This window comes from Pseudomonas sp. GW821-FHT05D12 (genome assembly GCF_059419825.1).
Map to the genome: position 1 here is coordinate 227,785 of NZ_JBWKSN010000004.1, position 20,757 is coordinate 248,541.

The 20,757-nt window shown below is 62.9% G+C and carries 16 protein-coding genes; 4 read left to right on the plus strand and 12 right to left on the minus strand.

What is annotated here, in order from left to right; translation table 11 throughout:
* Window positions 1-2: 2 nt before the first annotated feature.
* Window positions 3-2,234 (minus strand): xanthine dehydrogenase family protein molybdopterin-binding subunit, encoded by a 2,232-nt coding sequence (locus tag AC07SI_RS09090; protein ID WP_495005582.1) that lies wholly within the window; start codon window positions 2,232-2,234, stop codon window positions 3-5.
* Window positions 2,234-2,689, minus strand: coding sequence for a (2Fe-2S)-binding protein (locus AC07SI_RS09095; RefSeq protein ID WP_065905649.1), 456 nt, complete (start codon window positions 2,687-2,689; stop codon window positions 2,234-2,236). The genes AC07SI_RS09090 and AC07SI_RS09095 overlap by 1 nt, the downstream gene beginning before the upstream one ends.
* Before the next feature lie 160 nt (window positions 2,690-2,849).
* Between AC07SI_RS09095 and AC07SI_RS09100 the strand changes: the two genes are divergently transcribed.
* Window positions 2,850-4,334, plus strand: a complete 1,485-nt coding sequence (locus tag AC07SI_RS09100) for an MBL fold metallo-hydrolase (protein ID WP_495005583.1) — start codon at window positions 2,850-2,852, stop codon at window positions 4,332-4,334.
* Window positions 4,335-4,439: 105 nt separating this feature from the next.
* On the opposite strand, the gene AC07SI_RS09105 is transcribed toward AC07SI_RS09100, so the two are convergent.
* Window positions 4,440-6,140, minus strand: a complete 1,701-nt coding sequence (locus tag AC07SI_RS09105) for an AMP-binding protein (RefSeq protein ID WP_495005584.1) — start codon at window positions 6,138-6,140, stop codon at window positions 4,440-4,442.
* A 276-nt stretch (window positions 6,141-6,416) separates the two neighbouring features.
* Here AC07SI_RS09105 and AC07SI_RS09110 point away from each other — a divergent pair, with 276 nt between their 5' ends.
* A complete protein-coding gene (locus AC07SI_RS09110; RefSeq protein ID WP_065905654.1) occupies window positions 6,417-7,193 on the plus strand; it encodes an ABC transporter substrate-binding protein in 777 nt (258 codons plus the stop codon).
* Between the two features lie 84 nt (window positions 7,194-7,277).
* Here the strand turns inward: AC07SI_RS09110 and AC07SI_RS09115 are convergent, their stop codons facing one another.
* The 4 genes from AC07SI_RS09115 to AC07SI_RS09130 form a co-directional block, all read right to left on the minus strand.
* The gene (locus AC07SI_RS09115; protein WP_065905656.1) at window positions 7,278-7,904 is read right to left on the minus strand and encodes a helix-turn-helix transcriptional regulator; all 627 of its coding nucleotides are present in this window, start codon (window positions 7,902-7,904) and stop codon (window positions 7,278-7,280) included.
* Window positions 7,904-9,037, minus strand: a complete 1,134-nt coding sequence (locus tag AC07SI_RS09120) for an NAD(P)/FAD-dependent oxidoreductase (protein ID WP_065905658.1) — start codon at window positions 9,035-9,037, stop codon at window positions 7,904-7,906. Before AC07SI_RS09120 ends, AC07SI_RS09115 begins: the two co-directional genes overlap by 1 nt.
* Window positions 9,034-9,966 (minus strand): ornithine cyclodeaminase family protein, encoded by a 933-nt coding sequence (locus AC07SI_RS09125; RefSeq protein ID WP_495005585.1) that lies wholly within the window; start codon window positions 9,964-9,966, stop codon window positions 9,034-9,036. The genes AC07SI_RS09120 and AC07SI_RS09125 overlap by 4 nt, the downstream gene beginning before the upstream one ends.
* Before the next feature lie 68 nt (window positions 9,967-10,034).
* The gene (locus AC07SI_RS09130) at window positions 10,035-10,973 is read right to left on the minus strand and encodes a LysR family transcriptional regulator (protein ID WP_065905660.1); all 939 of its coding nucleotides are present in this window, start codon (window positions 10,971-10,973) and stop codon (window positions 10,035-10,037) included.
* Between the two features lie 109 nt (window positions 10,974-11,082).
* Between AC07SI_RS09130 and AC07SI_RS09135 the strand changes: the two genes are divergently transcribed.
* On the plus strand, window positions 11,083-12,582 hold the full coding sequence (locus AC07SI_RS09135) for a CoA-acylating methylmalonate-semialdehyde dehydrogenase (RefSeq protein ID WP_495005586.1): 1,500 nt from the start codon (window positions 11,083-11,085) through the stop codon (window positions 12,580-12,582).
* Window positions 12,583-12,712: 130 nt separating this feature from the next.
* Here AC07SI_RS09135 and AC07SI_RS09140 read toward each other — a convergent pair whose 3' ends face one another.
* The 4 genes from AC07SI_RS09140 to xylA all read right to left on the minus strand — a co-directional run bounded on the left by AC07SI_RS09140 (window position 12,713) and on the right by xylA (window position 18,080).
* Window positions 12,713-13,849 carry a sugar ABC transporter permease gene (locus AC07SI_RS09140; protein ID WP_065905663.1) on the minus strand — a complete coding sequence of 379 codons (1,137 nt, stop codon included), beginning with the start codon at window positions 13,847-13,849 and terminating at the stop codon, window positions 12,713-12,715.
* A complete protein-coding gene (gene xylG / locus AC07SI_RS09145; RefSeq protein ID WP_495005587.1) occupies window positions 13,850-15,397 on the minus strand; it encodes a D-xylose ABC transporter ATP-binding protein in 1,548 nt (515 codons plus the stop codon).
* 5 nt (window positions 15,398-15,402) lie between these two features.
* On the minus strand, window positions 15,403-16,404 hold the full coding sequence (gene xylF, locus AC07SI_RS09150) for a D-xylose ABC transporter substrate-binding protein (RefSeq protein ID WP_065905667.1): 1,002 nt from the start codon (window positions 16,402-16,404) through the stop codon (window positions 15,403-15,405).
* Between the two features lie 359 nt (window positions 16,405-16,763).
* Complete coding sequence (gene xylA / locus AC07SI_RS09155; RefSeq protein ID WP_065905671.1) at window positions 16,764-18,080, minus strand: xylose isomerase; 1,317 nt, start codon at window positions 18,078-18,080, stop codon at window positions 16,764-16,766.
* 139 nt (window positions 18,081-18,219) lie between these two features.
* Between xylA and AC07SI_RS09160 the strand changes: the two genes are divergently transcribed.
* Entirely contained in the window at window positions 18,220-19,395 is a 1,176-nt protein-coding gene (locus AC07SI_RS09160; protein ID WP_106804448.1) for a XylR family transcriptional regulator, read from the plus strand.
* 52 nt (window positions 19,396-19,447) lie between these two features.
* On the opposite strand, the gene AC07SI_RS09165 is transcribed toward AC07SI_RS09160, so the two are convergent.
* Window positions 19,448-20,725: a carbohydrate porin gene (locus tag AC07SI_RS09165; RefSeq protein WP_213552329.1), complete on the minus strand. Its 1,278-nt coding sequence runs from the start codon at window positions 20,723-20,725 to the stop codon at window positions 19,448-19,450.
* Window positions 20,726-20,757: the final 32 nt, after the last annotated feature.

Below are 20,757 nucleotides of genomic sequence, written 5' to 3' on the forward strand. Positions count from 1 at the left end.
GATCAACTGAAGGTATAGCGGCTCAAGGGCAGGCTGCGGATGCGCTGGTCAGTCAAATGTGCGACCGCATTGGCCACGGCGGGCGCCACTGCCGGCAACGGGGGTTCGCCGATACCGCCCATCTTTTCGCCGCTCTCGACAATCCGTACATGCACCTGCGCCATCCGCGACGGCGGCAGGATCGGGTACAGGTCGTAGTTGCGCGCCCGTGGCTTGCCGTCCACGTACACCGCTTCCTCCAGCAGGGTCTGCGACAAGCCCAGGGCCACCGCGCCATTGACTTGCGCCTCGATGATCGCCGGGTTGACGATGCTGCCGGGGTCGATGGCTTCCCAGATGTGGTGCACCTTGACCTGGCCTTGGTCGATCGACACTTCGGCGACCACCGCCGCATGCGAGCCGAACGGCGAGGCCATGGCCACGCCACGTGCGCGCCGGGTGCCATCTTCGGCGGTGTAGGGGCCGCGCTTCCAGCCACCGGACAGCTCGCCCACCGCCTGCAGCAACGTGGTCAGCCGCGGGTTGTCACGCAGCAGGTGCAGGCGTAATTCGTACGGGTCGTGACCGCCCTTGTCCGCCAGTTCATCGAGGAATGCTTCATAGAAAAAGTCATTCAGCGAATTGCCCACCGAACGCCAATAGCCCAGCATCACCGGGCCTTTCACGTAGATCTGCGCGATGCGCTTGTTGGGAATCGCATAGGCCTTGCCCGACAGCCCTTCCAACGCGGTAGGGTCGATCTTGTCGCCCTGTTTGCCGGCCAGGCCTTCGGTCGGGCCCTCGGTGGCGCTTACCGCCTCGAGCGCCAGCGGCAGGCCTTGGTCATCCAGCGCCGCGCGGAACTTGACCACCGCGACCGGGCGCAACACATCGCGCAGGAATTCCTCCTCGCGGCTCCAGATCAGCTTGACCGGCCGACCGACTGCCTTGGCCAAAGTGATGGCCTGCGGGTAAGGGTTGGCCGATTCATACAGGAAGTGCCGGCCAAAAAACCCGCCCAGCAGCGGCGAGTGCAGGGTGATCTGCGCAAGGTCGAGGCCGGTGCGCTTGGCGATGTCGGCGCGAAACATGTCCGGCGCCTGGTTGGGCAGCCAGACCTCCAGTGAACCATCGGCGTTGAAGCGCGCCAGGGCGGACGGCGGCTCCAACTGGGCATGGTTGACGTACTGGTTGTGGTAGGTGGCCTCGATACGGGTCTTGCCTTTGGCGAGTGCGGCGGCCACGTCGCCTTCGTTCTCGTCATCGCGCGACGGGCCTTGCTGCGTGGCGAGAAAGTCACGGTGCTTGTCGCTGGAAAAATCCGCCGGCATCACGCGCAGGCTCGAATCGGCGGCAGCTTCCTGCCAATCGACCTGGATCGCCTCGACTGCGCGCTTGGCGTGCCACCAACGTTCGGCCACCACTGCCACCGCGCCGGGCAGCGTGTGGACGGAGTGCACGCCTTTCATGCCTTCGACCTGCGCCTGGTTGCGCAGGCTGCCGACGGTCATGCCCAGGCGCGGCGCGTGCTGCACGGCGGCGTGAAGCATGCCGTCGACCTTCAAGTCGATGCTGTACTGCGCCTTGCCGGTGGATTTGTCGTAGGCATCCAGGCGTTTCACCGGCTTGCCGATCCAGCGGAACTGGCTCGGATCGCGCAGGGTGATGCTGGCGGGGTCGGGCACCGGCATGTCCAGCGCGCGGCCGGCCAGCTCGCCGTAGCCCAGCGAACGCCCGGAGGCGGCATGTACCACGCGGCCCGGTTGGGTAGTCAGTTCGGCCACCGGCACGCCCAACTGCTGGGCGCCGGCCTGCAGCAGCATGGCGCGGGCGAGGGCGCCCAGGCGGCGCATGGTCGGGTAGCTCATGCGCACCGACATACTGCCGCCGGTGATGCGCATGCCGTTTTCCATCACCACATAGGCTTCGCCAGGCGGGGCGGCTTCGACGATAAAGGTGGCGGGGTCGGCGTCGAGTTCTTCGCCAACAATCTGCGCCATCGCGGTGTGAGTGCCTTGGCCGCCTTCCATGAAGGGGCTGAGCAGGCGCACGCTGCCATCCGGACGAATTTCCAGAAACGCCGGCACCTGGGTACCGCGCTCGGCTGGCGTGGCCGCTTGCACCCTGGCCGAGCCCAGCGGCAGGCCAAAGCCGATCACCAGCGTACCCACCGCCGTGCCCACCAGAAAGTGCCGACGCGACAGGTTGACCGGCTCGCCCAGCGGCAGCTCGAGCATTTTATTGCGCGTATTCATCAGGCGCTCTCCGGCTTGGCCAGCGCCTGCATGGCGCTGTGGATCGCGTTGTAGGTGCCGCAGCGGCACAGGTTGATCATCGCCGCTTCGATCTGCGCATCGCTGGGGGCGGGGGTGTGCTTGAGCAGCGCGGTGGCTGCCACCACCTGCCCGGACTGGCAATAACCGCATTGCGCGACCTGATACTCGACCCAAGTGGCGACCACGCGCTTGCCCACTTCATCGTCCTCGATTGCCTCGATGGTGGTGACCTCACGGCCTACCACCCCAGCCACCGGCGTGACGCAACTGCGCACGACATTGCCGTCCACCAGCACCGAACAGGCGCCGCATTGCGCCAGGCCGCAGCCGTACTTGGTGCCGGTCAGCCCCAGGTCATCGCGAATCACCCACAGCAAGGGGGTGTCCGCGTCGGCATCGACCTGATAGGTCTTCTGGTTGATTCGCAATTCCATGATTCACCTGCTGATCGACGGTAGTGGCGGCCTTTTTGGGATGGCCGCTCATTGTCGAACTCTAGACCACCGCGCAAGGGGCCAGGTATCCGATGGTCGATAAATCGGAGGATCAGGCAAGTAATCAACAGGAATGGACAAAAGGCCGGGCGGCCGCTGCATGACCGCCACAGCGTTGACGATGTTAAATTGCCACCTTACCATCCCTGCCCTTTATTTCAGGGGTATCAACGACATGTACGTCAGGCATTCACGGATTCAGCACGGCGTAGGTCAAGGCTCGTTTCATTCGGCAACGGTCGAATTTTCAGCGACCGGGCGGCACCGGTTTGACTACGTCTTCGACTGCGGCGCATTGAAATACGCGAAGCTATCCCCGGAGTTCCAGTACGCGTTGAAACGGGTTTCTTTGACGAAGCGGGCGCCGGGTGGGAATAAGGCGGTTCTTGACCTGATGGTCCTGTCTCACTTTGACGCCGATCATATGAATGGTGCGCAGAGCCTGGTGAAACGCTATGCGGTGGACCGCATTGTCCTGCCTTATCTGGGTGTCGAGGAGTTGGCACTGATTATTGCCAGCCAGGCCGACGCCATTGATAAGGATACTCTCAAGGAGTTGCACGGCCTGGCCAATGGGGTTGGCAAGCTCTGGAAGCGTCCCGTCACCATGGTGAAAACCGGCCCTCGAAAGACCGAGGAGCGCGTATTTTCCGATGATCCTCAACGGGAGCCACCAGACGCCGAGCGGTCTGAGCCGCCGCGGACGCAAGAGTTTCCACACCCTGTGTCGGTGGTCTTGGAAAGCACCGGTGCTGCGCCCGGCACGGTTATGCTCGATGAAGATAATCTGGTCGTCGGTTCATCCTCGGCAGGACGCCATGACACCTGGAAGCTCCGTTTCTGGAACCGTGGACTGCATGCGACGTTGGGCGAACTGATCCTGCGATCACTCAAGCACATTGGCTTTCCCGTCGAGGCCTTGTCCGATAAGGCCGAGGGTGCCCAGGCGATTATCACCTGGCTCGACACCAAACCTGTGACGGTACGTGCCAAGCGAGGACAAGGGCGGACGCAAACCAGCAAGCCCAAGGGTAATCGTGATCTGGCGATCGAAGCCTATCGTGAAGCCATCACGGAGTTCGCGCCCGCCTGGATGAATGAGGCCTCTGGCGATTGCCTGGCGAATTTCCTGTCACTGGGTCTGTATTCGGGGCCGGGGTTCAGGCTAAGTAGGATCATTCGCAAAGAGCACCATGACAGCTACCAGCAATATTGTCGTCATTGCTACTCGAGGAGTGAGCGGGAGGTTGTACTCCCCGGCTGGATCGGCACAGGCGATGCTCCGTTGGGCGAGCCGGGCATCTGGCAGGACTTTGAACGGCACTACAAACGAGAGCTTCCCCAGACTCAAACCGTAGTGGTCCCGCACCATGGCGCAGCGCCTAATGCAGGTGCGCGTTTTTATAACCCCGGGTTGAATCACCGGCCTCGCGTGAACGCGGTCATTTCTTACGCAGTGCGCAACAGCCATGGGCATCCGCACCCGTCGGTTCTGGCAGACATCGCCTATGCCGGTGGCCGCCTGTTGCACGTCACCGATGACACCCGGCTGGGGTATCAGGAAATCTACCTCTTCAGGCCCTGACAGCGACAAACCCAGCCTCTCGACCTGACTGAACGATGATCCTCACGCCTGCTCACTCACCCGGTAACACCTTGACGGGCTACCGGGCGTGTTCAGGCGCGTGGACTACGACTCCACCGTCGGCCGCACAAAGTCCTCCTCGAAGTGCTCCTGCTCACCCCGCGTTTCACTCTGGCGCCGCAGCACTTCCATCTGGCGCAATTCCACCCGGCGAATCTTGCCGGAGATGGTCTTGGGCAATTCGCTGACAAACTCGATGCGCCGCACGCGCTTGTACGGCGCCAGGTGTTCGCGGGCGAAGGCGAGGATGTGCTGCGCCAACTCGGCGCTGCCGGGGGCGTCGTGGGCGAGGATCAGGAAGGCCTTTGGCACCGCCAGGCGCAGCGGGTCCGGGCTGGGTACCACGGCGACTTCCATCACCGCCGGGTGCTCGATCAGCGCGCTTTCCAGTTCGAAGGGGCTGATGCGGTAGTCGGACGCCTTGAACACGTCGTCGGCGCGCCCGACAAACGTGATGTAGCCGTCGGCGTCGATCTGCGCGGTATCGCCGGTGCGGTAGTAGCCGTCGCGCATCACCTCAGCGGTTTTTTCCGGGCTGTCCTCGTAGCACAGCATCAGGCCCAGCGGACGTATCGCCAGGGGCAGGGCGACTTCGCCCTCGGTGCCCGGCACGCCGTCGGCATCGAGCAGCGCCACCTGGTAGCCCGGCAGCGGCCGGCCCATGGAGCCCGGCTTGAGCAATTGCCCTGGCGTGTTGCCGACCAGCGCGGTGGTTTCCGACTGGCCGAAGCCGTCGCGCAACGGCAGGCCCCAGGCATGCTGGATCTGCTCGATGATCTCCGGGTTCAGCGGTTCACCGGCGCCAACCAGTTCACGCAGGTTCAGACGGTTTTTGTAGCTGGCCAGGTCCTCCTGGATCAGCATGCGCCACACGGTGGGCGGCGCGCACAGGCTGGTCACGCGGTAACGTTCCAGCGTGTTGAGCAGGGCCGGCGCGCTGAAACGCGCGACGTTATGGATAAAGATGCAGGCGCCGGCGTTCCATGGCGCGAACAGGCAGCTCCAGGCATGCTTGGCCCAGCCCGGAGACGAGATATTGAGGTGCAGGTCACCCGGCTGCAGGCCGATCCAGTACATGGTCGACAAGTGGCCGACCGGATAGCTCTGGTGGCTGTGCAGCACCATTTTCGGCTTGGACGTGGTGCCGGAGGTGAAATACAGCAGCATCGGGTCGGTGGCCAGGGTGCGGCCTTCGGCCTCGAACTGCTCGGGGTATTCGAAGGCGGCGCTGTGCGCGACCCAGCCAGTGGGGGCGGCGCCCACGCAGATGCGGCTGCAGCCAGCGCCGAGGCCGTCAAACTTGCTGACATGCGCTTCACCGACCACCAGGTGGCGCACCTGGCCGCGCTCGATACGGTCACTCAGGTCATCGGGGTTGAGCAGGGCAGTGGCGGGGATGACCACGGCGCCCAGCTTGAACGCAGCCAGCATGGTTTCCCACAGCGCGACATCGTTGCCGAGCATCAGCAGCACGCGTTCGCCCCGGCGCACACCCAGGGCGCGCAGGTGGTTGGCCACCTGGTTGGAGCGCGCCGCGAGTTGCTGGAAGCTGTAGCGTTGCTCGCTGCCGTCCTCTTCGACGATCCACAGCGCATCCGCCGCGTTGCCTTCTGCCATCGCATCGAAGTAGTCCAGGGCCCAGTTGAACGCGTCCAGGTGTGGCCAACGGAAGTCGCGCACGGCGGTGGCGTAGTCGGTACGGTGAGCGAGCAGAAAATCCCGAGCGGCCAGGAAGGGCTGGGTCATGGTCGGTGTCCTTGATTATTGTTGTAGGGACATGGCTGTAATGCTGCGGCCCCTCGATTCCACCGGGAGGCTGAACCGAGTATAGGCACGCATAAATCTAGAGATGAACGCTCAAAAACACCGGTGCGTTGTGCAAAAAAGTCATAGGGTGGCGAGGCGATTTGACGCTATATACATAAAAGTCCAATATGGAATTATAAGTACAAATAAAGCTCTTTTTTGTCTGATTTTTTCTTCGCGCTTGCCTAAACCAACAACAACTTGCGAGACACAACCATGAAGAAACGCTTCGTCATTCCCGTCCTGGCCCTTGGCCTGATCGCCTCCAGCCACTTGCTGGCTGCCGAGAAAACCCTGCGCATCGGCATCGAGGCCGCTTACCCGCCGTTTGCGTCCAAGACCGAGGAAGGCAAGATCGTTGGCTTCGACTACGACATCGGCAACGCTTTGTGCGCGCAGATGAAGGTCAAGTGTGTGTGGATCGAAGGTGAGTTCGACGGCCTGATTCCTTCCCTCAAGGTGAAGAAAATCGACATGGCCCTGTCGTCCATGACCATCAATGAAGACCGCAAGAAGTCGGTGGATTTCACCCACAAGTATTACTTCACTTCGTCGCGCCTGGTGATGAAGGACGGCGCGGTGGTGGATGACCAGTACGCCAGCCTCAAGGGCAAGACGGTCGGCGTGCAACGCGCCACGACCACCGACCGCTACGCCACCGAGGTGTTCGAGCCCAAGGGCATCACCGTCAAGCGCTACAGCAATAACGAAGAGATTTACATGGACCTGGCGGCCGGGCGACTGGACGCGATCTTCGCCGACACCATTCCCCTGAGCGATTTCCTGTCGATGCCACGCGGCAAGGGGTATGCGTTTGTCGGCCCGGAACTCAAGGACCCGAAATACGTGGGCGAGGGCGCGGGGATCGCGGTGCGCAAGGGCAATACCGAGTTGGTCAGCCAACTCAACAGCGCCATCGATGGCATCCGCGCGAGTGGCGAGTACCAGAAGATTTCGCAGCAGTACTTCAAGTCTGATATCTACGGCGATTGACCCTTGCAGCAGCCCGGCTTGCCGGCGATGGCGACCGCAAGGACCCTATCTCCGGCGAGCCGGGCGCCTGCACAAAAGCTGCTTTCAGCCCTTCAATTCCTTCAAGTGCTTGTAGACCGTCGCCCGCCCCATGCCCAGCACATTGGCCACATAGTTGGAGGCGCTCTTGCCCTTGAACGCGCCTTCGGCATGCAGCGCCAGCACCAGCTCACGCTTGTGGTCACGGGTCAGCAGGTTCAGGCTCAATTGGCGTTCACGCATCCAGGCGTGCAAGAAGGTGTTGATGCGTTCCTGCCAGTCATCACGAAAGAGTGAATCCGGTTGCGGGATCAACTTGCTCGGCGACAGGAACAGATCCAGCGCCGCCTTGGCATTCTCGAACAGCGAGATATTCAGGTTGATGCACAGCACGGCCAGGCGACGGCCGTTATGGTCATGCAGCACGGTGCTCAGGCTGCGAATCTTCTGGCCATCCCAATTGAGTTTTTCATAGGGGCCGATATTCACCTCGCTGACGTCATCGCTGAGCATGTCCTCCAGCGCCGACTCATCACCGATGCCACGTTTGGACAGGTTATTGGCGATGTAATCGACTTTTTGCGTGCGCAAGTCATGCAGCACCACTTCCGCGTGGGGAAAGAACAGCGTGGCGATTGCGTCGGCAATCGCGCGGAAGTTCTGCATGACCTTGTCGTGTTCGGCGGTGTTCATCAATGCGGCTCCAGGCGGGCGGGGGAGAGCATACCAGCGTCCAGGCCGAACCGCGTCAGTTGCTCCGGCAGCGGCGCACCGCGCACCAGTGCGGCACTGGCCTGGCCCATGGCGGGGGAGGTCTGGATGCCATAGCCGCCTTGCGCCGCGACCCAGAACAGCCCCGGCACCTGCGAGTCGAAGCCCGCCAGCAGATCCCCATCGTGGACAAAGCTGCGCAGCCCGGCCCAGGTGCGGGTCGGGCGGCGGATGGTCAAGGTGGTGGCTTCTTCGATCTGGTAGATGCCCATGGCGATGTCCAACTCTTCGGGCTGGATATCCTGCGCCTCGACCGGGTCGGCGTTGGCGGGGGAGCCGAGGAACATGCCCGCGTCGGGCTTCATGTAGAAGGCTTCGTCGAGGGCCACCAGCATCGGCCAGGCGTGGGTGTCCTGGCCTTCGGGGCCGGCGAAGATAAACGCCGAGCGCCGCTTGGGTTGCAGGCCAATGGCGGCGGCGCCGGCCAGCCCGCCGATATGATCGGCCCAGGCGCCGGCGGCATTGATGATGATCGGCGCGGTGAAGGTGGCGTCCTGGGTATTCACATGCCAGAGACCGGCGCTGTCGCGGCTCAAACCGAGGACGTGGCTGTCAGTGCGCACTTCGCCCTGATTGCGGCGAATCCCGCGCAAATAGCCCTGGTGCAGGGCGTCGGTGTCAATGTCGCTGGCAGTGGGGTCATAAATCGCACCGTGGACTTTTTCGCGGCGCAGGATCGGCAGCATCGCACAGGCCAGGTCGGCGCTCAGTTGCTCGACCTGCGGCACGGTGGCCTTGGCGCTCAAGTACTGCGCGTTCAATTCATCCGGGTCGCCGATGAAGTCCACGGTCATTTCACCGCGTGGCGTCAGCAGTGGGTGCTCGCAGAAACCGCTGGGTGGGTGGTCGAAAAACTCACGGCTGGCGAGGGTCAGCGCGCGCACCTGCGGGGTGCCATAGGCGGCGGTATACAGCGCCGCCGAGCGCCCGGTGGAGTGGTAGGCCGGGTGGGATTCACGCTCCAGCACAATCACCTTGCCGTGCGGCGACAGCCAGAAACCGGTGGAGGCGCCGGCAATGCCGCCGCCGATGATGATGAAGTCTGCGTGGCTCATAGCTGTCTCCAAAGGGCATTAGCCAGTGCGATGTCTTCCAGGCCCAGGCCGATAGAGCGGAAGAATACGTGACGGTCGTAGGAGGGGCGCGGCACCTGCTCGCTGAGCAACTCTGGCAGGTCGCCGACCACCGAACCGATGTCCCAGCCGTGTTGTTCGGCGGCAATCAGCATTTCGCCGGCCGAGCCTGGGGTGGTACGGCGATAGTCGCAGAACACCTGCATGTCGTTGAGGCTTTGCGGCGGCACTTCATGGGCGCGCGGGGCGTTGGTGCTGATGGAGGTGATCAACGCCGGCTTGCCCAGGCGCGCCGGGTCGATCACCGGCCCGGCCGAGGAGGTGCACAGCAGGATCACGTCGGCATCCTCCAATGCGGCATCGCAGGTTGAGGCGATCTTCAACCGCGGGTCCAGGCTTTCGAGCTGGGGATTTTCCCCGGCCAGGCTCGGCGAAAACAGGTTGATGCTCTGCCAGTCCCGCAGGTCTTTCACATAGTGCAGATGCGCCTGCGCGACCTTGCCACTGCCGATGATCGCCAGGCGCTTTGCCTGCGGCGGCGCCAGTGCATCCACCGCCAACGCCGTGGTCGCGGCCGTGCGCGCGGTGGTCAGCTCGGCGGCATCGCACAGCAGCAACGGCTGGCCGGTTTGCATCGACATCAGCAGCGTCCAGGCCGTCACCAGCGGCGCTTGTTCGCGCACGATGTAGGGTGAGGTCTTGACCCCATACACGCCGTCCTGCGCCAGCACCCCCAGGTAGTTGATAAAGTCACCGCCGCCGTGGGGAAATTCCACCAACTGTTGCGCCGGTTGCACTGCGTGCCCGGCGGCGAGGTCGCGAAACAGCGCACGCAGGATCTGCAGTACATCCACCTGAGCAAGTAACTCGCGGGCCTGGGCGTGGTTGATGACGTGAGGTGTGCTGGACATGGGCGCTCCGATTATTGAACTTATTTGTCCATTATGGACTTTTTGTTCTGTTGGGCAAGAGGAAAACCTCAGCCCTTGAATCGGAACCCGCCCGACAACCGTTCTTTCAAAAAGCCGACCAAGGCACTCACCGACTTCGGCACGTGGGGCGAATAGGGCCGTATCAGGTAAATCTCATCGGCAAATGCGCCCTTGAGCGTCCAGTCCTTGAGCACTTGCACCAGCTTGCCGCTGGCCAGCGCGGCATGGGCGCTGAAATCCGGGAGCAGGGCGATGCCCAGGTGGTTGAGGGCCGCATCCCTTAACGCTTCGCTGTTGTTGGTGGCGAAGCTGCCAGCGATCGGTACGGTGACGCGCTCGAGGTGTTTGCTGCCGCGTTCGAAGGTCCAGGCGGGCTGGTCGCTGCCGCGTGGGTAGAACAGGCAGTTGTGCGCGCTGAGGTCGCCGGGTTCGCGCGGCTCGCCATGGCGTTGCAGGTAATCGCGACTGGCGACCAGCACCGAGCCGGTGTCGCAGAGCTTCCAAGCCACGTGGGTTTCGGGCACCTGGAAACCGTGGCGCACCGCCAGGTCGTAGCCTTCGGCGGCCAGCGAACTCAAGGCGTCCGACACATCCAGCTGGAGGCGCACCTGCGGATACCGCTGGAGGAATTCGGACAAGTGCGGCACCAGTTGCTGGCGCGCGAACGCCACCGGGGCGGTGAGGCGCACCAGCCCGCGAATCTCCCCGGCCGAGTCGCGCACCGAGGAAAAACTGCGCGCGATCTGTTCGTAGGCACCGCGCACCTCGCGGGTCAGCGACAACCCGGCATCGGTGAGGCGCACACTGCGCGTGGTGCGCGTCACCAAACGGGTACCGGTGGCTTTTTCCAGGTCGCTGATGCGCTGGCTGACCGCCGATTTGCTCACCCCCAACCGTGCCGCTGCAGCGGTGTAGGTGCCGTGTTCTTCCAGCACTGACAGCCAGTGGATGTGGGTCCACAGGCCTTCGATTTCGGATTTTTCCATGCGCTTATTGTTCGCTTATAAGGACAATCAGTTCTGGATTCTGCTCTGGTTTGGAACAAACCGAAAGCCTATCGTGTGTCCCAACGCCACCCACCTGGGATCTATTGCCATGACTACAACAATCGAGCACTACATCAACGATCAGCGCGTGAGCCGCGATGACCGGTATCAGGACGTCTACAACCCGGCCACCGGCGAAGTCACCGCCCGCGTCGCCCTGGCCAGCCGCCAGACCGTGTCCGAAGCCGTCGCCGCTGCCCAGGCCGCCTTCGCCGGTTGGGCCGACACCCCGCCAATCCGCCGCGCCCGCGTACTGTTCGAATACCTGCACCTGCTGCGTGAGCGCAAGGACGACCTGGCGCGCATCATCGTCGCCGAACACGGCAAGGTCTTCACCGACGCCCAGGGCGAAGTCGACCGGGGCATCGATATTCTTGAATTCGCCTGCGGCATCCCGAACCTGCTCAAGGGCGAGCATTCCGACCAGGTCTCGCGGGGCATGGACAACTGGACCCTGCGCCAGCCGCTGGGCGTGGTGGCCGGCGTCACGCCGTTCAACTTCCCGGTGATGGTACCGATGTGGATGTACCCGATCGCCATTGCGGCGGGCAACACGTTCATCCTCAAGCCGAGCCCGACTGACCCTAGCGCTTCGCTGTTCATGGCCGAGCTGCTGCATGAAGCCGGCTTGCCGAAAGGCGTATTCAACGTGGTGCAGGGCGACAAGGAATCGGTGGACGCGCTGATCGAACACCCGGACGTCAAGGCTGTGAGCTTTGTCGGTTCGACACCGATTGCGCAGTACATCTATGAAACCGGCGCGCGCAACGGCAAGCGCGTGCAAGGCCTGGGCGGCGCGAAAAACCACATGGTGGTGATGCCCGACGCGGACATCGAGAAAACCGTCGACGCGCTGATGGGCGCCGCCTACGGCAGTGCCGGCGAGCGCTGCATGGCGATTTCGGTGGCGGTGCTGGTCGGCGATGTCGGTGACAAAGTCATCGCCGCCCTGACCGAACGCGCCAAGCAACTGCGCATCACCGATGGCCGCGACCTCAAGGCCGAAATGGGCCCGATCGTGTCGCGTGCCGCCCTTGAGCGCATCAGCGGCTACATCGAACAAGGTGTGAAGGCTGGCGCGCAACTGCTGCTCGACGGCCGTGACTATGTGCCGACCGAAGCGGGGCTGAAAAACGGCTTTTGGCTCGGCGCGACCCTGTTCGATCACGTGACCAAAGAGATGAGCATCTACCGCGAAGAAATATTCGGCCCGGTGCTGGCCTGCGTGCGCGTGAGTGACTTCGGCGAGGCAATCAAGCTGGTCAACGACCACGAGTTCGGCAACGGCGTGAGCTGCTTCACCCGCGACGGCAACATTGCCCGCGAGTTCGCGCGGCGCATCGAAGTGGGCATGGTTGGCATCAACGTACCGATCCCGGTACCGATGGCCTGGCACGGCTTTGGTGGCTGGAAGAAGAGCTTGTTTGGCGACATGCATGCCTATGGCACTGAAGGTGTGCGCTTCTACACCAAGCAGAAGTCGATCATGCAGCGCTGGTCGGAAAGCATCGAGCAGGGCGCGGAGTTTGCGATGCCGGTCTCCAAGTAACAACGGTTAGAACCCCGCAGGACCTTTGTGGGAGCGGGCTTGCCCGCGATAGCGCAGGGTCAGTCAGGACATTTGTCACTGATAGACCGCTATCGCAGGCAAGCCCGCTCGCACATTTTTTTGCTTGCGTTCAGCGCCGCCCCGCCCGTGTACTCACATCCACCCACACCGCCAGCACCAGAATGCTGCCTTTCACAATCATCTGCCAGTAACTGTCCACGTCCAGCATCGACATGCCGTTATCCAGGCTGGTAATCACCAACGCCCCGAGCAACGCGCCATACACCGTGCCCGAGCCGCCGCGCATGGACGTGCCGCCGATAAAGCACGCAGCAATGGCATCCAGTTCGCCCATGCTGCCCGCCGAGGGTGAGCCGGCGGCGAGGCGGGCCGTGTTGACCAGGCCGGCGAAGGCGCACATCACGCCCATGATGCCGAAGATCCACAGTTTGACCGCCTGCACGTTGATGCCCGACAGGCGCGTGGCTTCCATATTGCTGCCCACCGCATACACGCGGCGGCCGAACACGGTCTGGCTGGTGACATAGCTGAACACGCCGAGCAGCACCAGGAGCAACAGCACCGGCACCGGGATGCCGTCGTAGCTGTTGAGGGTGGTGACGAACCCGGCCAGCACCGCGCCGATCAGCACTACCCGCAGCACGTCGCGCACCCGCGAGTGCGCCGCCAGGCCATGCAGTGCGCGGTTGCGCCGTTGTTTCCAGGTGAGGAACAGCGTCAGCGCAAACAGCAACACGCCGAGCCCCACGCCCACCGCGTGCGGCAGGTAACCCTGGCCGACGTACACCAGCGACGGCGACACCGGCGCGATGGTGGTGCCGCCGGTGATCCCCAGCAGAATCCCGCGAAACGCCAGCATGCCCCCCAGGCCGACGATAAACGAGGGGATGCGCAGGTAAGCGGTCATGTAGCCGTTGGCCAATCCGATCATCAACCCGCACAGCGCCACCAGGCTGAGGTTGGCCAGCAGCGGCACGTGATAGACCACGTCCAGGATCGCCGCGAGCCCGCCCAGTAATCCCAGCAGCGAACCCACCGACAAATCGATCTCGCCGCTGATGATCACCAGCACCATGCCGCAGGCCAGGATCCCGGTGATCGCCATCTGGCGCAGCAGGTTGGAGAGGTTGCGCGGGGTGAGGAAACCGCCCTCGGTCTGCCAGGTGAAAAACAGCCAGATGAACGCCACGGCGATCACCAGTGCGAGCATTTTGTAGCGGGTAAACAGCTGTTTGACCTGATTCATCTACGCGGTTTTCCGATCGTTATTATTGTGTTGGCTGAGCGCCGCGGCGAGCACCTGTTCCTGGGTGAGCCCCTGGTTGATGAAATCGCCGCGCAACTGGCCGTCGCCGATCACCAGCACGCGGTTGGACACGCCGAGCACTTCGGCCAGCTCCGAGGAGACCATGATGATCGACACCCCTTCGGCCGCCAGCGCGCCCATCAGCTTGTAGATCTCGTACTTGGCGCCCACATCCACGCCGCGCGTGGGCTCGTCGAGGATCAGTACCTTGGGCTGGGTCATCAGCATTTTCGCCAGCACGGCTTTTTGCTGATTGCCGCCGGACAGGCTGGTGATCGGCAAAAACGGGCTGGACGTCTTCAGGTGCATGCGTGTGATTTGCTGATCGATGCTGCCCAGTTCGGCCTCGGCGTCGATGCGGGTCATGTGCGCGTAGGTGTCGAGTACGGCCAGGGTGATGTTCTGGCCGACGCCCAGGTCCGGGATGATGCCTTGGCGCTTGCGGTCCTCGGGCACCATGCACAGCCCGGCGCGGATGGATTTGAGCGGCGTGCGGGTGTCGATCACCTGGCCGTCCAGCCACACCTCGCCGCTGTAGCGGCCGGGGTAGGCACCGAACAGTGCCGATACCAGTTCCGTGCGCCCGGCACCGACCAGCCCGGCAATGCCGAGGATTTCCCCGCGCCTGAGGCTGAATGAAATATCGTCGACGCGTTTGCGCCTGGGGTTGTCGACGTCGTAACAGGTGACATTGCGCGCCTCGAAAACCACCTCGCCGATGTCATGGGGTTGGGTGGGGTAGAGGTTGCTCATTTCCCGCCCGACCATCTGCGTGATGATCCGCGGGATATCCATGTCGGCCATGGCCGTGGTCGCGATGTGCTTGCCGTCGCGGATCACCGAGACGGTGTCGCACACCGCCGCCACTTCATCGAGCTTGTGCGAGATGTACACACAGGCCACGCCCTTGGCCTTCAGGTCACGGATGATGTCGAGCAGCACCTCGATTTCCGAGCGGGTCAGGGCCGAGGAGGGCTCGTCGAGAATCAGCAGGCGCGCCCGTTTGTTCAGGGCCTTGGCGATTTCCACCAACTGCTGGTAACCGCCGCCGTACTGCGACACCGGCAGCGCCACGTTCATGTCCGGGACCTTGAGCTCGCGCATCAACTGTTCGGCGCGATGGATCATCGCCGGGTAGTTCATGCGCCCGCCAGGCAGCGTCAGTTCGTGGCCCATGAAGATGTTCTCGGCCACCGACAGATCGGGCACCAGCGTCAGCTCCTGGTGAATGATGACGATGCCGGCGGCCTCGGTTTCACTGATGGACTGGGCCTTGAGCGGCTGTCCGTCCCAGAGAATTTCACCCTCCCAGGTGCCATACGGATAGACCGCCGACAGCACCTTCATCAAGGTGGATTTGCCGGCGCCGTTCTCACCGCACAGGCCGACACATTCCCCCGGCCGCACCTTGATATCGATGCCGTTGAGCGCGTTGACACCGCCAAAGCTTTTGACGATGCCGTTCATTTGCAGCAGGTAGTCAGCCATGGCGGTCACAGCCCGCCAATCTGCTCTTTGGTATAGAAACCGTCCTTCTCCAGCAGGTCGATATTGGCCTTGGTCAGCGGTGTCGGGGTCAGCAGGATGGTGTCGACCTGCTTGCTGCCGTTGTCGTACTGCGAGCTATAGGACGGCTTCTCATTGCGCGCCAGTTGCACCGACAGCTTGGCGGCTTCGGTGGCGATCAACTTGAGTGGTTTGTACACGGTCATGGTCTGGGTGCCGTCGATCACACGCTTGACGGCGGCGAGGTCGGCGTCCTGGCCGGAGATCGGCACCTTGCCCGCGAGCTTCTGCGCGGCCAGCGCCTGGATCGCACCGCCGGCGGTGGCGTCGTTGGAGGCGACGATGGCGTCGATCTTGTTGTTGTTCCGGGTCAGGGCGTTTTCGACGATGCCCAGCGCTTCGGTAGGGTTCCATTCCTTGACCCACTGCTGGCCGACAATCTTGATATCGCCCTTGTCGATGGCCGGCTGCAGCACTTTCATCTGGCCTTCGCGCAGCACTTTGGCGTTGTTGTCGGTGGGCGCGCCGCCGAGCAGGAAGTAGTTGCCCTTGGGCGCCGCTTGCAGCACACCGTTGGCCTGCATCTCGCCGACCTTTTCGTTATCGAAGGAGATGTAGGCGTCGATATCGGCATTGAGGATCAGGCGGTCATAGGACACCACCTTGATCCCGGCCTTCTTGGCTTCGGCGACGGCGTTGGTGAGCACGGTGGCGTTGAACGGCACGATCACGATCACGTCGACGCCGCGTGAGATCAGGTTTTCGATCTGGGAAATCTGCTTCTGCTCGTTGGCATCGGCGGACTGCACGAAGACCTTGGCATCGAGTTTTTCTGCCGCCGCGACGAAGTAATCGCGGTCTCGCGACCAGCGCTCCAGGCGCAGGTCGTCGATGGAGAAACCGATCTTCGGGTGCGCAGGGTCAGCCATCACCGGCAGGGCGAGCAAGGCCAGGGCAGTGGCGAGCAGCGTGCGTTTGAATGCTTTCATGGTGGTGCGTCCTTTTATTGTTGTTGGAAAGACACTGTGCGAAGACTCTAGGCGAACACTGTATTTGTGGCGAGCAGCCTTGTGGCAAGTGGATTTATTGGGGGTGAGCAGCCTCATTGTGGCTAGCAGGCTTATTGAGGCTAGCAAGCTTATTGTGGCGAGCGGGCTTGCCCCGCGTTGGGCTGCGAAGCAGCCCCTATTGCAAGCGACCGGGTTCAACCTGGCACACCGAGGTGCCTGGTTTTGGGGCCGCTTCGCAGCCCAACGCGGGGCAAGCCCGCTCACCACAAAGAGCCCACTTGCCACAAAGAGGCTGCTCACCACAAAGAGTCCGCCAGCCAAAGGAAGTCCGCTCGCCATCAGGGATAGATAAACCGGTTGACCACCCCCTCCAGCATCTCCTGCCGGCCGCTCACCGCCTGCGGGTTCAGCTCGTGCTCAAAGGCATGCTCGGCCAGCGACGCGAGGCTGAACTCGCCCGCCAGTACGGCTTTGCCCAGCGGCTGCTGCCAACCGGCATAGCGCTGGTCCTTGAACTGCTGCAGGCGGTCGTTCTGCACCATTGCCGCCGCACGCTCCAGTGCCAGGGCGAGCACATCCATCGCCGCGACGTGGCCGTGGAACAGGTCGACGTCGTCCAGGCTCTGCCGGCGCACCTTGGAGTCGAAGTTGTAGCCGCCATTCTTGAAGCCCCCGGCCTTGAGGATTTCATAAGTGGCGAGTGTCATCTCCTCGACGCTGTTGGGGAACTGGTCGGTGTCCCAGCCGTTCTGCGGATCGCCGCGATTGGCGTCGATGCTGCCGAAGATGCCCAGCGACACTGCGGTGGCAATCTCATGATGAAAACTGTGCCCGGCCAGGGTCGCGTGGTTGGCCTCGATGTTGACCTTGATCTCGTGTTCCAGGCCGTATTCATGCAGGAAGCCGAACACCGTGGCGCTGTCGTAATCGTACTGGTGCTTGGTCGGCTCCTGAGGCTTGGGCTCGATCAGCAGGTCGCCCTTGAAGCCGATCTTGTGCTTGTGCTCCACCACCATGCGCATAAAGCGCCCGAGTTGCTCGCGCTCGCGTTTGAGGTCGGTGTTGAGCAGGGTTTCATAGCCCTCGCGGCCACCCCACAGCACATAGTTGGACCCCTTCAGCCGCAGCGTGGCATTCATCGCGCTGAACACCTGCGCGGCGGCGTAGGCAAACACTTGCGGGTCCGGGTTGCTGGCGGCGCCGGCGGCAAACCGTGGGTTGCTGAAGCAGTTGGCGGTGCCCCACAGCAGGCGGATGCCAGTCTCTTCCTGATGGCGCTCAAGCTGATCGACCATCTGCGCGAAGTGGTTGCGGTACTCCTTCAGCGAGCTGCCTTCCGGCGCCACGTCGGTGTCGTGAAAGCTGTAGTAGTCGATGCCCAGCTTGGAGAAAAACTCGAACGCCGCCTGCGCCTTGCCGATGGCCAGTTCCATCGGGTCACCGCTGCGCTGCCACGGGCGCTTGAAGGTGCCCACGCCAAACATGTCGGCCCCCGGCCACACGAAGGTGTGCCAATAACAGGCCGCCATGCGCAGGTGCTCACGCATGGGCTTGCCGAGGATCAGCTTGTTGGCATCGTAATGGCGAAAGGCGAGGGGAGCATCGCTGTCGGGGCCTTCGAAGCGAACCTTCTCGACACCGGGGAAGTACGTCATGGCGTTTTCCTTATTGTTCTTGGCGGTGTCTGGATACTAGCAACGGCACCTGGCCTGCCGAGTATGAAAATCATCAAGGTGTGGTGCGATTTTGAGTGGCGGGGGCTAGTCTGTAGCGACTGGCCTTCGGACAAAAACAATGAAAACCCTACCGCCCGTGCACCGCATTGCCTTGCTGTTCAACGGCAGCAAGATCTACGACCGGGGCATCATCACCGGCATCGGCAATTACTTGAGCAGCACCCGCGCGTCCTGGGATCTGTTCCTTGAGGAAGACTTCCTGTGCCGCCTCAAGGGCATCGAGCGCTGGCAGGGGGACGGCATCATCGCTGACTTCGACGACCCGTTGATTGGCGAAGCACTGGCCGATATCAAGCTGCCGGTGGTGGCGGTGGGCGGCTCCTACCAGGATGCGCGTGCTTATCCCACCGGCATTCCTTACGTGGCCACTGACAACCATGCGCTGATGAAACTGGCCTACGAACACCTGATCGAGGCCGGCCTGACCCGGTTTGCCTGTTTCAGCCTGCCCGAGGCGCAGGCCAATCGCTGGGCGCAGGAGCGCGAGAAAGCCTTTCGCTTGCTGCTGCAGCGGGACGGCTTGCACGTCGAGGTCTATCGCGGTTTGGGAACCAGCGCGCCGCTGTGGGACAGCGCAGTGGAGCAGCAGATCGCCTGGCTGCAGAGCCTGCCCAAGCCGATCGGCATCATTGCCGTCACCGACGCCCGCGCGCGGCAATTGCTGCAAGCCTGTTTGACTGCCGGCATCGCGGTGCCGGAGGAAGTGGCGTTGATCGGCATCGACAACGACCCGCTGACCCGCACCCTCACGCGGGTGCCGCTCAGCTCAGTGATCCAGGGTACCGAAACCATGGGGCGCACGGCGGCGGCATTGCTGCACCAGATGCTGCACGGCAAGCCCTGCACCGGAACGCAGATCCTGGTGCCACCGGAGGCGATCAATGTGCAGGCCTCCAGCTTGCACCAGCCGTTGGGGAATCCGTATGTGATGCAGGCCCTGCTGTTTATCCGCCAGTACGCGTGCCAGGGCATCAAGACCGCGCAGGTGGCGGCTTATGTGGGGGTGTCGCGCTCGTCACTGGAGTCGCACTTTCGCAAGGAGCGCGGCTGCAGCGTGCATGACGAGATCCTGCGCTTCAAACTCGCCGCCGCCGCCAAGGGCCTGGAAAACCAGGCACTGGCGATTGCCGATATTGCCCAGCAATGTGGCTTCAAATCCGCGCAGTACCTGCATACGGTGTTTCGGCGCGAGTTTGGCTGCACGCCGCGTGAGTACCAGCAGGGCACGTCCTAGGTCATTGTGGGAGCGGGCTTGCCCGCTCCTGCATTTTTGACTGTTGAAACGCTTAGAACACGGCCTTGACCTGCAAGCCCAACACCAACGCGTTGTCGATGTCCGAGCCGGAAAACGCTCCCGGTTCGATGATGTATTGCACATCCGGGCGCAGGTTCAGCCAAGGCGTAGCCTGGTAGCCGTAGCTGAGTTCGATCAGCTGTTCGGCATTGTCCAGGTTGGGGTAGCTGTTGCCTGCGTTGAACGCCGCCAGCTCCTGCACGTCACGGCTGCGCGGGTTCGGCACGGCACGGCCATAACCCAGGGCGAGGGTATCGCGCGGGCGCCCTTCGAACGGTTTGTACAGCACTACGCCCGCGCCATACCACTTGCTGAACGGCGAGGCCGCTTCGCTGGCGGCGGAGTATTGGCCGAAGGCGTGCAGCACACGGCCGGCGGAGCTGCTGGAGGCCCATACGGCCTGGTCGATCAATAGGTAGTGACCGCCACGCCCGCTGACGTCTTTGTCGCTGCCGATGCGTTTTACATCCGAGCTGTCGTAGTAATAGCCCAGCTTGTATTCACCCGGCAGGGTGCCGGCGTGCTTGTACACCAGCTCGATCGGCACCACGGTGCCGGTGGTGTGCTTGGGGCCCAGGTGCCAGGCGCGGCTGGAGTTGCCGTTGCTGTCCGGGTCCACGTTGAAAGCGGCCACGCGCAGTTGCCAGGACGGCGAGAAGTCATACTTCACCCGTGCGCCCAGGCGCGCATTCGGGTAGTTGGTCCAGCCGCTGCCGCCGGACATGTTCAGCGGGTGCCCGCAGAAACCGGCGTTCATGAAGTTGCACAGAATGCCGCTGTCCAGGCCGCCAAGATCATTGCCCATGGCCATGTAGCCGAGCTTGAGATTCAGCGCCGGAGTGAACAGCGTGCGCTCGTAGCTCAGCTCGGTGAGACGGGTGTAGAGGCCGCCGTAGTTTTCCTGGATCGGCAGGCGGTTACCCACCAGGTCCTCGGAGGCGCTGTTGCCGCGCCGGTCATTGATGGTCAGCTGGATGCGGTCGCCATTGTTGAAGCCGTACAGCTTGCCCAGGTCGAACTGCACGCCGAGCTTGAGGTTCTGCGAATAACGCGCCGAACGGTGCTGGCCGCCGTGGGCGTTATAGGCGGTTTCGCCGCTGTAGTCGCCGGTAAAACGGATGCCTTGCTCGTCCAGCTCGCGGCGCAGTCCGCCCCAGTCGCCGGTCAGGGTGGTGTCGTCGGCTTGGGCGGGCAGGGCGGCACTGAAAGCCAGGCCCAGCAACAGGCGCCCAAGCAGGCGGTCGGGAAAAAAGTGAGAAGTGGGGGTCATGCGCGGTCTTCCAAAAGCCGAAAGCGCGGTGC